Origin of the sequence: Cystobacter fuscus (genome assembly GCF_044360685.1) — a bacterium.
GTDB classification, from domain to species: Bacteria; Myxococcota; Myxococcia; order Myxococcales; family Myxococcaceae; genus Cystobacter; species Cystobacter fuscus_C.
In genome coordinates, this window is sequence record NZ_CP043491.1 from 2111265 (window position 1) to 2127308 (window position 16044).

The 16044-nt window shown below is 69.7% G+C and carries 15 protein-coding genes; 2 read left to right on the forward strand and 13 right to left on the reverse strand.

The features are described from left to right. Positions 1-16: 16 nt before the first annotated feature. Positions 17-2158: a glycoside hydrolase family 44 protein gene (locus F0U63_RS08780; protein WP_395845435.1), complete on the reverse strand. Its 2142-nt coding sequence runs from the start codon at positions 2156-2158 to the stop codon at positions 17-19. Positions 2159-2475: 317 nt separating this feature from the next. Continuing rightward, a complete protein-coding gene (locus tag F0U63_RS08785) occupies positions 2476-3099 on the reverse strand; it encodes a tRNA-(ms[2]io[6]A)-hydroxylase (protein ID WP_395845436.1) in 624 nt (207 codons plus the stop codon). 126 nt (positions 3100-3225) lie between these two features. On the opposite strand from F0U63_RS08785, the gene F0U63_RS08790 reads away from it, so the two are divergent. Further along, positions 3226-3747, forward strand: a complete 522-nt coding sequence (locus F0U63_RS08790) for a SixA phosphatase family protein (protein ID WP_395845437.1) — start codon at positions 3226-3228, stop codon at positions 3745-3747. Between the two features lie 33 nt (positions 3748-3780). Here the strand turns inward: F0U63_RS08790 and F0U63_RS08795 are convergent, their stop codons facing one another. From F0U63_RS08795 to gluQRS, 5 genes are all read right to left on the reverse strand, one after another. Then, complete coding sequence (locus F0U63_RS08795) at positions 3781-4308, reverse strand: DUF2267 domain-containing protein (RefSeq protein WP_395845438.1); 528 nt, start codon at positions 4306-4308, stop codon at positions 3781-3783. A gap of 207 nt (positions 4309-4515) precedes the next feature. Continuing rightward, a complete protein-coding gene (locus tag F0U63_RS08800; RefSeq protein WP_395848341.1) occupies positions 4516-5013 on the reverse strand; it encodes an imm11 family protein in 498 nt (165 codons plus the stop codon). A gap of 71 nt (positions 5014-5084) precedes the next feature. Further along, positions 5085-6377 carry an AHH domain-containing protein gene (locus tag F0U63_RS08805; protein WP_395845439.1) on the reverse strand — a complete coding sequence of 431 codons (1293 nt, stop codon included), beginning with the start codon at positions 6375-6377 and terminating at the stop codon, positions 5085-5087. Between the two features lie 91 nt (positions 6378-6468). After that, positions 6469-7305 (reverse strand): DUF4081 domain-containing protein, encoded by an 837-nt coding sequence (locus F0U63_RS08810; RefSeq protein ID WP_395845440.1) that lies wholly within the window; start codon positions 7303-7305, stop codon positions 6469-6471. Between the two features lie 100 nt (positions 7306-7405). Further along, positions 7406-8350, reverse strand: a complete 945-nt coding sequence (gene gluQRS, locus F0U63_RS08815; RefSeq protein ID WP_395845441.1) for a tRNA glutamyl-Q(34) synthetase GluQRS — start codon at positions 8348-8350, stop codon at positions 7406-7408. Positions 8351-8495: 145 nt separating this feature from the next. Between gluQRS and F0U63_RS08820 the strand changes: the two genes are divergently transcribed. Then, the gene (locus F0U63_RS08820; protein ID WP_395845442.1) at positions 8496-9380 is read left to right on the forward strand and encodes a metallophosphoesterase family protein; all 885 of its coding nucleotides are present in this window, start codon (positions 8496-8498) and stop codon (positions 9378-9380) included. On the opposite strand, the gene F0U63_RS08825 is transcribed toward F0U63_RS08820, so the two are convergent. From F0U63_RS08825 to F0U63_RS08850, 6 genes are all read right to left on the reverse strand, one after another. Next, on the reverse strand, positions 9371-9748 hold the full coding sequence (locus tag F0U63_RS08825; RefSeq protein WP_395845443.1) for a hypothetical protein: 378 nt from the start codon (positions 9746-9748) through the stop codon (positions 9371-9373). The two genes, F0U63_RS08820 and F0U63_RS08825, sit on opposite strands and share 10 nt — an antisense overlap. A gap of 186 nt (positions 9749-9934) precedes the next feature. After that, positions 9935-11140, reverse strand: coding sequence for an NAD(P)/FAD-dependent oxidoreductase (locus F0U63_RS08830; protein ID WP_395845444.1), 1206 nt, complete (start codon positions 11138-11140; stop codon positions 9935-9937). A 50-nt stretch (positions 11141-11190) separates the two neighbouring features. Beyond that, positions 11191-12099: a CheR family methyltransferase gene (locus F0U63_RS08835; RefSeq protein ID WP_395845445.1), complete on the reverse strand. Its 909-nt coding sequence runs from the start codon at positions 12097-12099 to the stop codon at positions 11191-11193. After that, positions 12096-12626: a chemotaxis protein CheW gene (locus tag F0U63_RS08840; protein WP_395845446.1), complete on the reverse strand. Its 531-nt coding sequence runs from the start codon at positions 12624-12626 to the stop codon at positions 12096-12098. Before F0U63_RS08840 ends, F0U63_RS08835 begins: the two co-directional genes overlap by 4 nt. An 11-nt stretch (positions 12627-12637) precedes the next feature. Then, positions 12638-14329, reverse strand: coding sequence for a methyl-accepting chemotaxis protein (locus tag F0U63_RS08845; RefSeq protein ID WP_395845447.1), 1692 nt, complete (start codon positions 14327-14329; stop codon positions 12638-12640). A gap of 30 nt (positions 14330-14359) precedes the next feature. Continuing rightward, on the reverse strand, positions 14360-15988 hold the full coding sequence (locus tag F0U63_RS08850; protein WP_395845448.1) for a chemotaxis protein CheA: 1629 nt from the start codon (positions 15986-15988) through the stop codon (positions 14360-14362). Positions 15989-16044 lie beyond the last annotated feature (56 nt).

Genomic DNA, 16044 nt, shown 5'->3' on the forward strand with positions numbered 1-16044 from the left:
CTGGCGTCGCGTCGGGTCAGGGAATCTTTTCGCCATCCATGTTCGAAGGAGTGGACCGGAGCGCGCCAGCGAAGGCGATGACCCGGTAGTAGTACCTGCCTGGGGCCACCTGCCTGTCCACGAACATCCTGGTGTTGGCGTCCACCCGGGCGATCTCCTGGTAGGTGATGGGCGAGACCTGGAGGCCGCGCTCGACGATGAAGCCCTGCTCCGTCTGGGAGTTGTCCGTCCAGCGCACCGTCACGTCCGAGCCCGCGCGTTGGGTGTAGCAGTTGGTCGGAGCCTCCAGGGAGGTGGCGGTCACCTGGATGGGCACGGAGGCGGTGGCGGTGGCGCCGTTGTTGTCCTTCACGGTGAGCGTGGCGGTGAAGGAGCCCCCTCGCGTATAGACATGGCTCACCGTGGCGCCGGTGGCGTGTTGTCCATCCCCGAAGTCCCAGGCATACGTGACGAGGGGACCATCGGGGTCCGTGGAGCCCGCGCTGCTGAAGGCCACCGTGAGGGGTGGGTTGCCCGAGGTGGGCGTCGCCGTGAGCTTCGCCACCGGAGGCTGGTTGCTGGGGCGCGAGGCCAGGGGGATGACGAACAGGGTGACGCTCTGGCTGGGAACGCGGGTGTGCAAAGCGCCCGCGGACACGGACACATCCCTCAGGCGGGTGATGGTATTGGTGGCGGTGAGCTGCCAGACCTGCGCCATCCATCCCGCTCTGAAGCCAGACAGGTTCAAGGTGAGGGGGGTGGAGCCCGTCAACACCTTGTTGACGACCATGACGGTGAGGGCGCCATCGCTCGTGCGCTGGGCGGCGAACGCGGACAGGTGGTCCGGCTCGGGCACGGAGCAGGCCACGCTCACGTCCCCGAAGGTGGACTTGCGCCCGTCGTAGTTGCGGTAGAGCTTCATCGCCTTGTAGGTGGGCGTGGCCGCGGCCGGCGTCTCCCAGCGGGTGGCGTAGTCCAGCCCCTCGCGGCCGAAGATGCCGAGGAGGTCTGCCTGGGTGGTGGCGCCATTGATGTGCGCCTCCGCGCCCCAGTTGTACTCGGTGAGGCCCACCTTCGTGCCCGGGTACCAGGTGCTCACCCAGTCCTTCAGGCGGGGCACCAGCATGACCGTGTCGTTGATCCACGTCTCGTCGACGTAGTCCGGATCCCACAACGAGCGCGTGGAGCGGTTGCGCCGCAGCTGCATCGCCTGGGAGGTGTTGCCACTGAACTCACCGCCCTGGGGGTAGTAGTGGACGGTGAAGACGTCCAGCAGCCGCCGGCCCGTGGTGCGCTCGTGCGTGCGCAATTGGTTCAGCAGCCAGGGCAGGTAGTCCCAGTCCCCGTTGGCCTCCCGGTCCGGGTAGCGGGTGTAGTCCGTCTGGGGCGCGTATTGATGGTCATAGCCGCTGTAGAAGTAGCCGCTCCAGCCCCACTCCTCGGGGCCGAGGATGAGCGCGTCCGGCTCCGCGTCCTTCACCGCGGCGGCGTGCGCGAGGAACTTGTCGCGCAGCTCCCGCATGGTGGCACCCGTGGGCTGCACGTCCCGGTGGGTCTGGTGCCAGAGGCTCGGCTCGTTATCCATGACGTAGTGGCGCACGCCCCCGCGCGCGGCCGTGCCCCAGGTCTGGCGCAGGTGCTCCACCCAGCCCTTCTGGAAGCGCGCGTCCACGGGCACGTTGGCGTCCCGGGGATCGTTGGCCACGTCCTTCCCCGAGACGTGCACCCCATCGCCGGCGTCCGGGTAGTAGGGATCCCTGTCCTGCTGCGCGCCGTACCTGGCGATGGAATAGCTGCACATCCTGGAGCGGTCCGGCCCCAGGTTCGCCACCCAGCCGAGGATGGGAATGGTGACGAGGGGCTCGGCGTCCGCCTCCCGGGTGCTCTGGATGAAGGCATCCACCTGGCCACCCGGTTGCGCGCTCGGGTAGGGCAGGCTCTCGAAGAAGTAGTCGTTGGCGCGGTTGGCGGCGTTCAATCGCCAGTTGTAGCGGCTGGTGGCGTTGCCTCCCCAGCGGTTGAGGGTGGCGTTGAGATCCTCCAACTGCGCCCGGGTGGCATGGGCGACGCCATAGATGAAGGGGTTGATGGGATGCCGCCCGGCGCTCACGTCGATGTCCACCGTCGTGGCTGGATTCTGGGCCAGCGCCGACGAGGCCATGCCGACGAGCAGACCCACGAGCCAGATGCTTCCACTTCCCCTCGTCCTTCCCGCTCCGGTCCCTTTGCGTTGCCGACGCCCTTGCATTCGTTCGCCCCTCCTCGCCGCTCGCGGACCCACCCCTGCTCCTGACTGCGGGGGCGAACCTGAACACGCGCGGGTTGCACAGCAACCTGGATCCGAACGGAACTCCACGGTCCCGGGAACTCAGCTCGTCGCGAGGGGTGGCTGGGATGTCTGGGATTGGGCGGGCCGCGCCCGCCCTGATGGATGCAAGGCATTGACCCCGTCCCGCGAGGAGGGGCGGGGCTCGCCCCGGAGGGCAGCTCGTCCGCTCAGTGGATGGCGGCGCGCACCCCGATGCGCTGGAGCACCTCGGCTTCGAGGACGAGCAGTTCCTCCAGGCGGGCGCGCACCGGCGTCTCGTCGCCTCCCGCCGCCGTGACGGCCAGCCGGTAGAAGAGCGACTGGTGGCCATCCTCGGACTGGGCGAGCTCCGCGTAGAAGCGGCGCAGCGACTCCTCCTCGAGTCCCTCGGCGAGCAGCGACAGGCGCTCGCAGGAGCGGGCCTCGATGACGGCGGCCACGAGCAGCCGGTCCACCTTGCGGCCCTCGTGCGAGGTGCGCACGGCCTTCTGCAGGCCCTGGGCGTAGGGGTCTCCCGCGTCCCGGTTCAAGGTCAGGCCGCGGGCGGCCATCAGCTCCAGCACCCGGGCCAGGTGCGCGCTCTCCTCGCGCGCCAGCCGCGCCATCTGCGCGGGCAGGCCCGGCAGATCCGGGTACACCTGGATCATCGAGAGCGCGTTGGCGGCGGCCTTCTTCTCGCAGTGGGCATGGTCCACCAGCACCTCGTCGAAGCGCTCGAGCGCGAGGGGCAGCCAGCGCGGATCACTGGGCTCCCGGAGGATGACGGGGCCCTCACCCGAGAGGGGACGGCGGTCAGGCGTGGGACGGGACATGGGCGCGGACTCTACCGCCCGCCGGACGCGGGGTTCCACCGTCACGAACGTGTCTCGCCGCCGGGAGTCCTGACGCGGGAACGTTGCTTGTCCCTTGGGCCCCGGGGCTTTAGGGACACTCCCGCCATGTCTTCCCACCAGATGCCCCTGATGTTCGTCCGCCACGCCGAGGCCGAGGGTGACCACCGCCTGGGTGATGAGAGCCGTCCCCTGACGCTCGAGGGCAGGGCCACCTTCCGTGCCCACGCACGCAAGCTCGCGCGCCTCACGCCCATGGTGGGCATCGCCACGAGCCCCCTGGTGCGCGCCATCCAGACCGCGGAGATCCTCGCCGAGGCCTTCGGACTCGCTCACGTGGAGGTCCTCCCCGAGTTGCGTCCCCGTCCCCAGGCGCCCAAGCGCATCCTCCACATGGCACGCGAGCTGGGCCCGGGCTGGATGCTCGTGGGGCACAATCCCTCGCTCGCCGTCGCGGGCGCGCGCGCCCTGGAGCAGGAGGAACTGCCCGGCAAGCTGCGCAAGGGGGCCGTGCTGGCGCTCCATCCCCAGGGCAAGCACTTCTCGCTGGCGTGGATGGCGACCCCGGGCCGCTCTCTCTTCAAGCCCGAGGCCCCCTCACGCGGTCGCACCTCGGAGGGGCACGATTGACCGTGCGCGGGGGCGGCCGGGCCTCGACGCACGTCAGATGGTGAGGTGCCACAGCTCGCGCAGGTCGGAGGGCAGCTGGCCGATGACGTCGTCGATCTCCCCCTCGGAGACCTGATCCCTCAAGGCGGTGAAGACGGCGCGGATCCTCCGCTCCGCCACGAGGGGCTCCACCTCCAGGTCTTGCGCCACCATCTGGATGAAGCCGTCCCTGCCGAACTTGCTCGCGGGTTTGCCCGTGTGCCGCTCGCAGCGGACCAGCAGATCCTGAAGCTTGCCGGGGAGCTGGGCTTCCAGGTGGGCCGGCTCCCCGCCGAAGAGCCGCTGTTCCAGGACGCAGAGCACCGAGATCGCGGCACGCTCCGCGTCTTCCTCGTTCATCGAGCCGATGGCCATGAGGTTGCGCAGGAAGGCCTTGTAGGTCTGGTTGCGCTTGGTTTCCCGGCGCTGCTCGCGCCGGGTTTGTAGGTCTACTCCCGAGGCACGTCGCGTCGCACCCGGCTCCTCCGTGCTCTGCGACTGTGGGTTGTTGATATCCATCCCGCTCTGATTGATGTTCGCCATATGCGCCTCCCTCGGGTTGAAAGGGTTCTCCCTATCGACCTTGACCATGCGTTGGTCTGGAGTACAGCGGGGGGGGCGCGACGGGATGCGCACCCTGGTTCCTGTGCGGGCCGACCTCCAGGCGCGCTTCGGGTCATCCCCCCGCGTCCCGCTAGGGAGGAGCGGGCAAGTGGATGAGCCCTGGTGTGCGCCCGAGGCGGACAGGCGTCACACTTCGATGAACCGTGTGCCGGTGATGCCCTCCGCCTCCATGGCCTGTTTGAGGCCCTCGGAGACGATGAGGGCGACCGGCCAGCCCCAGGGCCGGAAGATGTGGGCCCCTCCTGCTTTTCCGGGGTCGATGCGCAGACCTGAAACAACCCGGTACTCCCCCACCTTTTCTGGCTGTTCATCCTCGGGCGTCCAGTAGGCCACCCGTCTGCACCGGGCATCGTCGATACACCGGATGATGCGAAGCGAGTTGAGTATGAAGTAGGGCGCATCATGGCCCTCGACTCGCGCGGGAAGGAACTGCACTTCTTGGACATCCAGCCGCTCGAAGAGCTGGACGACCCGTTCATGGACGACAGGAATGGAAAACGCCGCCCAGCAATAGTCCAGAGGACGTCCTGGCGTATCGAGTGGAAACCGAGGAACGCAGCCTGGTTCGAGCGATTTCCCATCCTTGAATTGCCAGGGGTCTAGTTCCTGCCCCTGCTCATTCACGGGGCTTCCCAGATGCCACCGTGACTCGGAGCGCCTGTCGTCCATCAGTTCGAAATACCGGGCCATGTGCTTCACTTCGTCACCCATTGGTGGAGCGAGGCTCCGGGGGAACATACCTCATCCGCCACTTTCTGGAGTGCTCGCACCAGATTGCTTCTGCATTGTGCAACGGTCTGGCATTTTCTGAGTGCTGTTTCGAGTCGCTGATAGACTTCCGAATGGTACTCCTCGGGATGGGGGCCTTTATGTCCCTTGAGGTAGACGAGGTTTTCCGCCGCATCCAGACTCATCCCAGCCTTTGTGAAGAGCTTTTCGAACAAGGGCGTCCATGGTCCACCGTAGCGCGATGAAATCTCATTCTTGTTCGTTGCGAGGTGGTGCCAGTGGTAGTCCTTCTGGCTCTCGGTTCCATCCGTGCATGCATTGCCTGCCGCTGAAGTCGCCGTGCCCGCCGCCATGCCCGTTACGATGATGGTGCCATCGGCCACCATCTGCACTGTTGCCGCTCCCTCTACGGTCATTCCCCCGGCCAACGCGTGCCGAGGCGCCCATAGCAGCGCCCCGAGACCACCCTGGGGCACTTCGGGCAATCCCCTGGCTACTCCCATGCTGGCTGCCAGCATCAGCACGCGTAGCCCCGTTCCTCCCACTGTTTTGCCGAAGCGCTCCGCTACCGCCTCCAACTCTTCCACCGATCTCGCCGCCTCGGCTTCCTGGTACAACCTCGCGCATGCCCTCGCGAACTGGTTGAGTTCCAGCACGCCCACCAGCAAGGCCAGTCTCAGCGTCAACGCCATCACAAAGGCTTTGGTGAACAAGGGCTCTGGTGCCAGCCAGGCGGAGAAATACACCAGCACCGACAACGCGACGCTAGAGAGGAACACGGGTGAGCGGAACAGTTCCCGTGCCGCATCCCGGGCACCCTCACCCATGTAGGGGGGTGACATTTTCAACGCCATGAAGACGGGGCTCGTCTCCAATGCCCCGGGCAGTGGCACCTCGGGAACTCCGTAGCGGGACAAGAACTCCTCTCTCAGTCGCTGCTCCCACTCCGCGGGCTCCGGCCCCGTCGAGGTTCGCACGAGCCGGAAATGACGCCCTTTTTCCCTCGGGAAGGACTCATGGAAGATCGCGAGCACTTCCTGTGCCTCGTGCGGCGGCACTTGCTCTAGCGTCAAGTCTGGCTCCACCGGCTCGAAGGCAAGCCGCAGCCTGCCTCCGGGCAGTTCGCTCACCCGCACCGCCACGGGTTCCGGCTTCGGGTTCGCCTCGTCGACTGCCGAGCCTCGGGACGTCATGCACGATGTGGGCAGCACCAAGCACAAGGCCATGCACAGGCGCAGCAACAAGAGAGTCTTGCTCATTCCACACCCTAACCGTTCACGGAGACAGGTGAGCGGGGGGACATCATCGATGTGTCTCCAGTCGAAATCCCCAGGCGGCAGCCGCCCCGCGCTAATCCACCAGCACCACGCGTTGGGTGCGGCCGGCGAGGTAACCCACCCGGCGGGCGATGCGCGCCAGGGACTCGTCCTTCTCCTCCACGCGCAGGGTCAGGCGCGGCAGCGACGAGAGGAGGAAGCGGGAGATCTGCCCCAGGCACAGCGTGGCGTGGCCCTTCTTGCGCTGCGACGGCAGCGTGTAGAGGTTCTCCAGCTCCGCGCCGTATTGCGAGCGGCTGCCGATGTCCACCTTGAACACCAGCTCGCCGTCCTCCTCCAGCACGTAGGTGCGCTTGGCCCGCACGCGCTGCGCCACCCGCGCCTCGAAGTGGGGATCCTCCGCGAGCGCGTCCCGCTCGTGCAGCTCCTGGATGGCCCCCGCCGCCAGCGGCAACAGGCGCGGCAGATCCTCTTCGCGCGCCAGCCGCAAGAGCGGGTTGGTGAAGGGGCCCAGGTCATCGGCCGAGACGGAGAAGAGCCGGTAGGTGCGCGACAGCTTCGGCCGGCCCACGCACAGGCTGCGCACCAGCGCGTCCACCGCGGGCTTGTCGCCCACCGCCCCTCGGAGTCTCACGCGATCGGCCAGCGTGTCCGCGATGAGCCCCGTGGCCGTGCCGTCACTCGCCGAGGGCACCAGCAGCCCTCCCGCGCCCCCCACGAACACGGCCGCGGTGAGCGTCGGCCCATCGAAGCGCCCCCAATAGGAGAAGCCGCCCTGCCCCTCGGGCGAGGTGAGGCCGAATTCCTCCAACAGCCCCAGCAGGTAGAGGTTGTGGGCCGGATCCCGGGCGAGCAGCGCCCGCAGCGCTTCGGCGTCCCGGGCAGCTAGCTGTTGAACGGTGACGGACATGTGGCGTGCGTGCGAGGATGTACACCATAGCGCCCCGCCCGGGTTTTCAAGAGCCTCCCGCTTCACGGGATCCCGCGCGGAGTGTAGCAGGTGGAAATTTTCAGCCCAACCCCAGGGCCTCCTTCAAGGGCGTTTCGTGCGCCACCACCGGGGTCCGGGGCAGCAGCTCCGGGCGGAAGCGGTGGAGCAGCTCCTCGCGCGTCACCGGCGAGCCATCGCCCAGCCCGCTCCAGGCCGCGAGCAGCCCCAGCACCCGCTCGACGGCGATGCCACGCTCGCGCAGCTCGGCCACCGCGAAGGCGCCTTCCCGCTTGGCCAGCCGCTTGCCGTCCTCGCCCAGCACCAGGGGCACGTGCCAGAAGCGCGGGGGGCTCACGCCGAGCGCGTCGTAGAGCTGGAGCTGCCGGGGCGTGGAGGACAGCAGATCATCGCCGCGCAGCACGTCGGTGATGCCGCTGGCCGCGTCGTCCACCACCACGGCGAGCTGGTAGCTCGCCACGCCGTCATTGCGGCGCACCACGAAGTCCCCCACCGCCGCGGCCACGTCCTGGCAGTAGCGGCCGTGCAGTCCATCCTCGAAGCACCACTCCCCGGGGACGGCCTGGAAGCGCCATGCCGGAGGACGCGTGGCGGCCCGGGCCACGCGGGCCTCGGGCGTCAGGGCCGCGCACGTGCCCGGGTAGCGGGGGCCCTCCTCGCCCAGGCCATGGGGGGCACTCGCCGCCCGGGCGATCTCCGCGCGCGTGCAGAAGCACGGGTAGACCCGGCCCGCCCGCTCCAGCCTCTCCAGGGCCGCCTGGTACACCTCCCCGCGCTCGCTCTGCACCAGGGGGGGCTCGTCCCAGTCCAGGCCCAGCCACGTGAGATCCCGGTACAGGTCATCCAGGAAGGCGGGCCGGCAGCGCGCCCGGTCCAGGTCCTCGATGCGCAAGAGGAAGCGGCCTCCCGCCGCGCGGGCCTGGAGCCAGCCGAGCAGCGCGCTGCGGGCATTGCCGAGGTGGATGCGCCCGGTGGGGCTGGGCGCGAAGCGTCCGCGAAGGCTCATGACGTGGTGGCGGCCAGACTAGCTTGGCCTCCCCGCGAGGCGTGCGCAGTTTTCACCCGCCGTGCCCCTCGGATGGGGGAGCATGCGTCTTCAGGCGGGCGAGCATGCGTGCCCGTGCCACCCGGTGTGCCCTGGATGGAACCCGATGCACTTTCTTCACTGCTCCGATGTCCACATGACGGCGGACTACCCGTCACTGCCCATGCGTCCCCTGGGCTGGCGGCGGTGGCTCGCCATGTTCGAGCAGACCGTGGGAGGGCGCCGCAAGGCCTACGCGCGAGCGCCCGCGACGCTCGCCACCATCGCGGACGACGCGCGGCGCTGGGGCGTGGACCACTTCATCCTCTCCGGTGACGTCACCCAGTACGCGCTGGAGCCCGAGTTCGTGCTCGCGCGCCAGGCTCTGGGCGAGCTGGCCGAGGACCCGGGCCGGTGCACCATCATCCCCGGCAACCATGATGTCTTCACGCCGGGCAGCCACCGCTCGGGCCGCTTCGCGCGGCACTTCGGCCAGCTCTTGCACAGCGATCTGCCCGAGCACCAGCGCGAGGGGGCCTTCCCCTTCGTGCGGCTGGTGGGGCGGGACGCCGCGGTGGTGGGGCTCTTGTCCGCGCGGGTGCCGGTGGTTCCCGGGATCGCCTCGGGCCTCATTGGCGCGGCGCAGTTGGAGGGGCTCTCGGCGGTGGTGGCGGATCCCCGGCTGGAGGGCCGGGCCCTGCTGGTGGTGGTGCACCACGCGCCCTTCACGCCCGCGGGCGGCGCGGATCACCCCCTGCATCGGCTCCGGGACGCGAAGGCGCTCATCCGTCTGCTGCGGGGCCCGCGCTTCGCGGTGCTGCACGGCCACATCCATCACCGCTACCACCTGCCGGCCACGGCCGAGCGGCCACATGTCTTCTGCGCGGGCTCGTCCACGCAGGCCGGACGCGAGGGCTACTGGATCATCGAGGTGAACGAGGGCCAAGTGGTGGGCGGGCGCCAGCACGTCCCCGGAGGGCCGCACACGCCCGCCGTCGAGGCTCACGCCTGAAGACGAGGCGAGGCGTAGCGCCGCACGAAGTGGATCCACCGGCGCTCATCCACTTCCACCTGCCACTCGGTGTTGGGCGTGAGCGGCAGGCGCTGCTTGAGGAAGAGCTCCAGGTGGTCCGCGGCCTTCACCGGCGAGAGTCCCGGCGCGCGAAAGGCGACGCGCAGGAAGACCTCCAGCGAGGGCGTCACTTCCACGACGGCGTAGATGCGCAGCGGCCCGACGCGCCGTTGGTGCTGCACGTCCTGCGCGGGCACCACCGCCGCCCCGTTCGCCTGGACCGCCATCCAGTTGGATGGAGCCAGGGCGAACTCCAACAGCTCCACGCTCGCCTCTTCCAGACTCGCATGCTCATGGATGGAAAGCATTCCCCCACCTCCTGTCGTGGCCGTTCGCGATCGAGGATGTGCCCAGCTCCCAGGGGGTGCAAGGGGGCGGGGGACGCTTCTGGCGGCGAGTTCTCCCGCGCGTCCTCCACACGTCAACCACTCGTCAGTAACGCGGTGCGCGGTGTGGCGGAGCCCGGGGGAAGGACTCACAGTGCGTCCCGTGCCTCAACGTCCGAGTGCCACCGACGCGAGGAAGCGCCACGAGAGCCGGGTGGCCTCGCCGCTGATCACGTCGATGAGCTCGTCGCGGGTGCGCTCGTCCCGGCACGCCGTGCGGAAGACGCGATCCAACAGCCGTGGCCGCTCGAAGGCCCACATGAGCCGGCGGTTGAGCCGGAACGCGGTGCGGAAGCGCGTGCGCCAGCGCCGCGCGTAGCCGCCGAGCCCCCGGGCCGACAGGTCTCCCGCGCTCACGGCCTCGGCCACCGCCTCGGCGGCGAAGGCGCCGGACTCCAGGGCGAACTCGATGCCCTCGCCGGTGAGCGGGTTGACGAAGCCGGCCGCGTCCCCCAGCAGCAGCGCCTGATCGAAGGTGGTGTGCCGGGCCGAGGAGCCGAAGGGCAGGTGGTGTCCCTTGGGCCGCCCCAGGCGCCGGCCCCCGGCGAGCTCCGCCGCCACGCGAGGGCTCGCGCAGAAGCGATCGAGCAGCTCGGGCAGCCGCGCGCTGGACGCTGCGAGCTGGTCCGCGCGTATGCCCAGGCCCACGTTGGCCCGGCCTCCGGGCAGCGGGAAGATCCACCCATAGGCGGGCAGCAGCGCCTCGTCCCAGAAGAAGCCCATGCCCCGGGGGTGTGACAGGCGCACGTTCTCGTAATAGACGCGGATGGCGAAGGCGCACTCGTGCGCGGGGAAGTCCGGGGCCCCGAGCGCGCCGCGGATCACCGAGGGGGAGCCGTCGCACCCGAGCACCACGTCGGCCAGCAACGACTCGCCCCCGAGGCAGCGCAGCCGCGGCACGCCGCCTTCGCGCTCCAGGCCCACCACCCGCACGCCCTCGCGCAGGGTGGCCCCCGTCTGGACGGCCCTGTGCACGAGCCGCTCGTCGAGCACCTCCCGGGGGATGATGCTGGCCTTGCCGCCGAAGAGGCGGGCCGGAATGGCGGCGTCCCACACCACGCCGCCCGGGGAGACGGCGTGCACCGAGTCCACGGGCGTCCCATCGGTGCTCGCCAGCGTGCCGAGCCCCAGGCGCTCCAACATCCACAGCGTGCGCGGCGTGCAGCCATCCCCACACGTCTTGTCGCGGGGAAAATGGCCGCGCTCCAGCAGCGTCACCCGGGCGCCCTGCTGCGCGAGGAAGGTGGCGGCCGATGAACCCGCGGGTCCTGCTCCGACGATGACGATGTGGGGGGCGGAGGCACGGCGGGACATGGCGCGCCCTCTTACTACGCCGGCTCCGCTCGCGAGGGAGGGATCCCGTCTCACCCTCGCGCGGCGGACACTCCGGCCGGGGGGGCGCGCGGCGCGTAGACGGTGGGCATCAGCGCGCGCACGCGCGTGCCCAGGCCCAGCAGGCTCTCGGAGTGGCCGAGGAAGAGCATCCCCTGGGGGTACAAATGATTGAGCAGCCGCTCCACGGCCCGGGCCCTCGAGGTCGGGTCGAAGTAGATGAGGACGTTGCGGCAGAAGAGCAGATCGAAGCGCCCCACCACCCCGTTGTCGTCATTCAGGTTCACCCGCTGGAAGCGCACCAGCGCGCGCAGGTGGGCGTCCGCCTTCATCCACGCCTCCTGGCTGCCCACGCCGCGCAGCATGTAGGCGCGCAGGTAGGGCTTGGGAATCTGCGCGGCCTTCTCCACCGGCCAGCGCGCCTGCCGGGCCTGCTCGAGGATGCGCGTGGAGAGATCCGTGGCGAGGATGTCGATCTCCCAGCCCTCCTCGGCCGGCAGGTGGTGGCGCAGCACCATGGCGAGCGAGAAGGGCTCCTCGCCCGTCGAGCACCCCGCGCTCCACACCCGCACCCGCTTGCCCTCGCCGCTGCCGGTGTCCCCCTGGTGGCGCCAGCGCGGCAGCACGTCGCGCGCCAGGAAGTCGAAGTGCCGGGGCTCGCGGAAGAAGTGCGTCTCGTGCGTGCACAGCGCGTCCAACAGCCGCACGCGCTCGGCGCTGTCCTCCTCCGCCCGCCGCAGGTAGGCCGCGAAGGAGGGGTTGCCCAGCTCGCGCAACCGGCGCGACAGCCGCCCCACCACCAGCGCCTTCTTCGCGGGCGACAGCCAGATGCCCGCCTCGCGGTAGATGAACTGCTGGATGCCGGTGAACTCCCGCTCGGACAGCGGCGGGGGCTCGGGGGCGAATTTTGCCCCGGACTCCTCCGGGCGCTCCGGTTTCATGCGACCTTCCCGGTGGGGCTCCCGGTGTCCTCCCCGGGCGGGGCCCGCAGCGCCGTGGCCGACAGCACTTCCTGGCCGCTGAGCACCTTGTCGATGTCCAGCAGCAGGATGAACTTGCGCGCCGTGCCGACGCGGCCCATGCCCAGCAGGTAGTCCACGTGCACCGGCGTGCCGAAGGCGGGCGGGGGCGCCACGTCCTCGGGCCCCAGCTCGATGACCTGGCCGATGGCATCGGCGAGCAGGCCCAGGACGATGTCCTCGTTGCCCTGCCTCACCTCCACCACCACGATGCAGCTGCGGCGCGTGAGCTGGATGGGCGGCAGGCCCAGCTTCACCGTCAGGTCCACCACCGGCACCACGCTGCCGCGCAGGTTGAACACGCCGCGCACCCACACGGGGGCTCCGGGCACGCGGGTGACGGTGTCGTACTCGATGATCTCCTTCACCCGCAGGATGCCGAGCGCGTACTCCTCCCCGGCGAGGATGAAGCTGAGGTACTGCGTGGCGGCGGAAGTCTCCTCGCTCATGTCACTCATTCTCACACCTGGAAACGCTTGAAGTCCCGATCCTCGTCGGGATGGGGAGCGGGGGCCCGGGGGGCTTGCCTGGACGCTCCGGCGCCGAGCCCGCTCGCCGCGGCCTTCAACCCCGCCGCGGGGGAGTGCGTCTGGGGGCGGTGGGCGGCCGGGGGGCGGAAGCCGCGCTCGGAGCGCTCGGCGCCCTCCGAGAGGTGGAAGAAGGACACGAGCTGTTGCAGCGCCTCGGCCTGGGCGGACAGCTCCTCGGCGGTGGAGGCGAGTTCCTCGGAGGCCGAGGCGTTGCGCTGCGTGACCTGGTCCACGTGCAGCATGGCCTTGTTCATCTGGGTGACGCCGGTGGCCTGTTCGGCCGAGGCGGCCACCACCTCCTGCACCAGGTCCGCCGTCTTGCGGATGGAGGGCACCAGCTCCGAGAGCAACTGCCCCGAGCGCGACGCCACCTTCACGCTGCTGGAGGCCAGCCCCGAGATCTCCCGCGCCGCCGTCTGGCTGCGCTCGGCCAGCTTGCGCACCTCGGTGGCCACCACCGCGAAGCCCTTGCCATGGGCCCCCGCGCGCGCCGCCTCGATGGCCGCGTTGAGCGCCAGCAGGTTGGTCTGGTAGGAGATCTCCTCGATGATGGAGATCTTCTCCGCGATGGAGTTCATCGCCTCCACGGTCTCCTTCACCGCCTTGCCGCTCTCGTCCGCGTCCCGGGCGCCCTGAAGGGCCATCTGCTCCATCTGCCGGCTGTGGTCCCGGTTCTGGGTGATGGTGGACGTCATCTGCTCCAGGCTCGCGGTCGTCTCCTCCACGCTGGTGGCCTGCTCGTTGGTGCCATGCGACAGGCTCTGCGAGGAGGAGGACACCTGGGCCGACGCGGAGGCGAGCGTGCTGGCGCCCTCGCGCACCTCGCTGATGACCTGGGAGAGCTTGAGCACCATGCGCTGCATGGACGCGAGCAGCCGGCCCGTCTCGTCCTGGGTCTCCGCGGTGACGCGCACGCTCAGGTCGCCATCGGCGATGCGATCCGCCGCCTGCAGGGCCTCGGTGAGCGGCCGGGCGATGATCCGCGCGATGAGGATGCTCAGCAGCACGCCGATGAACAGGCTGGCTCCCACGACGGCGGTGATCCATGACCGCGCGATGGCGTAGATGTTGTCCGAGTCGACCGACGCCTTGCGCGAGGCCTCCTGGATGGCCAGCACCAGCTCATCCAGCTTGTCGGAGGAGGCCTGGTAGAGCTGTTGCGCGCGGCCCTGGTTGATGCCCTGGATCTGATCCAGGGTCGGGTTGTTGCGTGACAGCTCGATGAGGCGGTCGTGCTCCTCCAGGTAGTTCTTCCAGAGGCGGGTGAACTCCTCGTACAGGCGCCGCTCCTTCTCGGAGGAGATGAGCGGCTCGTACTTCTTGAAGCTGCCCTCGATGGACTCCAGTTCCTGACGCATGAGCCGCTCGAGCTCGGCCATCCGCGTGGTGTCGATCGACAGGATGTGCTGCTGCTCGAGGATGAGGAAGTCCGAGGTGTCGGTGTTGGCGGCCGACACGTGGATGATGCTGGGCATCCAGGTGTCGGTCACCACGTCCGTCGCGTCATTCATCTTGCTCAGCTGCTGGGTGGCGAAGACGCCCAGCACGACGTTGAGCATGCTCAGGCCGATGAAGGAGAGGAGCAGTTTGGTGGAGATCTTCAGGTTGTAGAACCAGGTCATGGAGGGAGGGGTGCTTCGGGGGAGGGAGACTCAGGCGCGGGCGGCGGGAGGAGCCGCCTGGAGCGCCTGGTGAAGGAGCGCGGGGACGTCGAGGATGAGGGCGACCCTGCCGTCCCCGAGCAGGGTGGAGCCCGAGAGTCCGGGCAGTCCCTGGCAGAACCTGCCCAGGGGTTTGATGACCGTCTGGCCCTGGCCGAGCAGGGTGTCCACGGCGAGGCCCGCGAGGCCGCGCTCGTGGCCGATGACGACGAGGTTCTCCCGGGCGGGCGTGCTGCCGCCCAGGCCGAAGTGCTCGCGCAGGCGGAGGTAGGGCAGCGCCGAGCCACGCAGGCTGAAGACGCCGGTGCGGCCGGGGCGGCTCTCCGCCGCGGGCAGCTCCACGCACTCCAGCACGTTCTGCAGGGGGATGACGTACGTCTCGCCCCCCACCGCGACGTTGAAGCCCTCGATGATGGAGAGGGTGAGCGGCAGGCGCAGGCTGAAGGTGGTGCCCTCTCCCGGGGCGCTGTCCACGGACACGGTGCCCCGGAGCGACTCCACGTTGCGCTTCACCACGTCCATGCCCACGCCGCGGCCGGACAGCTCGGTGATGCGCTCGGCGGTGGAGAAGCCGGGCGCGAGGATGAGCCGCAGCAGCGCGCCGTCGTCCGGCGTCTCCTCGGGCCCCAGCAGACCCTGGGCCCGGGCACGCGCGGTGATGCGCTCGCGGTCCAGGCCCATGCCGTCGTCCACCACCTGTATGACGAGCGTGCCCGCGTCGTGGAAGGCGCGCAGGCTCAAGGTGCCGGTGGGGGCCTTGCCGCGCGCCTGGCGCACCTCGGGCGTCTCCAGCCCATGGTCCATGGCGTTGCGCACCAGGTGGGTGAGTGGATCGCGGATGAGCTCGGCGATCGTCGTGTCCACCTCCACGTCCTCGCCGCTCAGCTCGCAGCGCACCTGCTTGCCCATGGCGAGGCCCAGGTCGCGCACCGTGCGGACGAAGGGCTGGAAGGTGCGCCCGATGGGCACCATCCGCACCTTCATCACCACCTCCTGCAGGTCCAGGTAGAGCCGGTCCCCGTCGCGGTGGGCCTCCAGCAGTTGCTGGGGCGTGTAGCGGTGCGCCTGCGCGAGCATCTCCGCGAGCCGCCCGCGCGCGATGGCGATCTCCCCGGTGAGATCCAACATCCGATCCAACCGCCCCAGCCCCACGCGCAGGGTGTGCTCCCGGTGCGCGGTGGGCTCGGCCGGGGTCGCGGGCCGCTCCGCCGCCGCGCGCGCCTGGACGGGCTGGGAGGCCTTGAGCGTGCTCTCCAGCAGCCGTCGCACCTCCGGGGCCGGCAGCCGCTGGGCGGGCTCGCTCGCGGGCTCGAGGCCCACCTGCTCGCGCAGCACGTCCACCGCCTGCAACATCAGCGAGCCCAGCCCGGCGTGCAGGACGACGGCCCGCGCCTCCAACAGCGTGAGCAGATCCTCCAGCAGGTGCGCCAGCTCCACCGCCGCGGTGAGGCCCACCGCGCCCGCTCCGCCCTTGAACGTGTGCAACGTGCACAGCAGGGAGGCGAGCGGTGGAGGACCAGACGTGCGCTCGAGCGCTAACAGTCCCTGTTCCAGCGTGGCGAGTTGCTCTTCGGCCTCGGCGAGGAAGAGGGCGTGGATCTTCTCCAGCTCGGGAGTCATGGGGCCCGAATGCAACAGCAATCCGCGCGCCAGGATTCTTTTGTTCACAATCGGTC

What these genes read in the sequence shown, in the direction of transcription:
- F0U63_RS08785 (WP_395845436.1), bottom strand. Translation starts at nt 3,099, where the DNA reads ATGTCCCGTCCCACGCCTGACCGCCGTCCCCTCTCGGGTGAGGGCCCC.
- F0U63_RS08790 (WP_395845437.1), top strand. Translation starts at nt 3,226, where the DNA reads ATGTCTTCCCACCAGATGCCCCTGATGTTCGTCCGCCACGCCGAGGCC.
- F0U63_RS08795 (WP_395845438.1), bottom strand. Translation starts at nt 4,308, where the DNA reads ATGGCGAACATCAATCAGAGCGGGATGGATATCAACAACCCACAGTCG.
- F0U63_RS08805 (WP_395845439.1), bottom strand. Translation starts at nt 6,377, where the DNA reads ATGAGCAAGACTCTCTTGTTGCTGCGCCTGTGCATGGCCTTGTGCTTG.
- F0U63_RS08810 (WP_395845440.1), bottom strand. Translation starts at nt 7,305, where the DNA reads ATGTCCGTCACCGTTCAACAGCTAGCTGCCCGGGACGCCGAAGCGCTG.
- gluQRS (WP_395845441.1), bottom strand. Translation starts at nt 8,350, where the DNA reads ATGAGCCTTCGCGGACGCTTCGCGCCCAGCCCCACCGGGCGCATCCAC.
- F0U63_RS08820 (WP_395845442.1), top strand. Translation starts at nt 8,496, where the DNA reads ATGCACTTTCTTCACTGCTCCGATGTCCACATGACGGCGGACTACCCG.
- F0U63_RS08825 (WP_395845443.1), bottom strand. Translation starts at nt 9,748, where the DNA reads ATGCTTTCCATCCATGAGCATGCGAGTCTGGAAGAGGCGAGCGTGGAG.
- F0U63_RS08830 (WP_395845444.1), bottom strand. Translation starts at nt 11,140, where the DNA reads ATGTCCCGCCGTGCCTCCGCCCCCCACATCGTCATCGTCGGAGCAGGA.
- F0U63_RS08835 (WP_395845445.1), bottom strand. Translation starts at nt 12,099, where the DNA reads ATGAAACCGGAGCGCCCGGAGGAGTCCGGGGCAAAATTCGCCCCCGAG.
- F0U63_RS08840 (WP_395845446.1), bottom strand. Translation starts at nt 12,626, where the DNA reads ATGAGCGAGGAGACTTCCGCCGCCACGCAGTACCTCAGCTTCATCCTC.
- F0U63_RS08845 (WP_395845447.1), bottom strand. Translation starts at nt 14,329, where the DNA reads ATGACCTGGTTCTACAACCTGAAGATCTCCACCAAACTGCTCCTCTCC.
- F0U63_RS08850 (WP_395845448.1), bottom strand. Translation starts at nt 15,988, where the DNA reads ATGACTCCCGAGCTGGAGAAGATCCACGCCCTCTTCCTCGCCGAGGCC.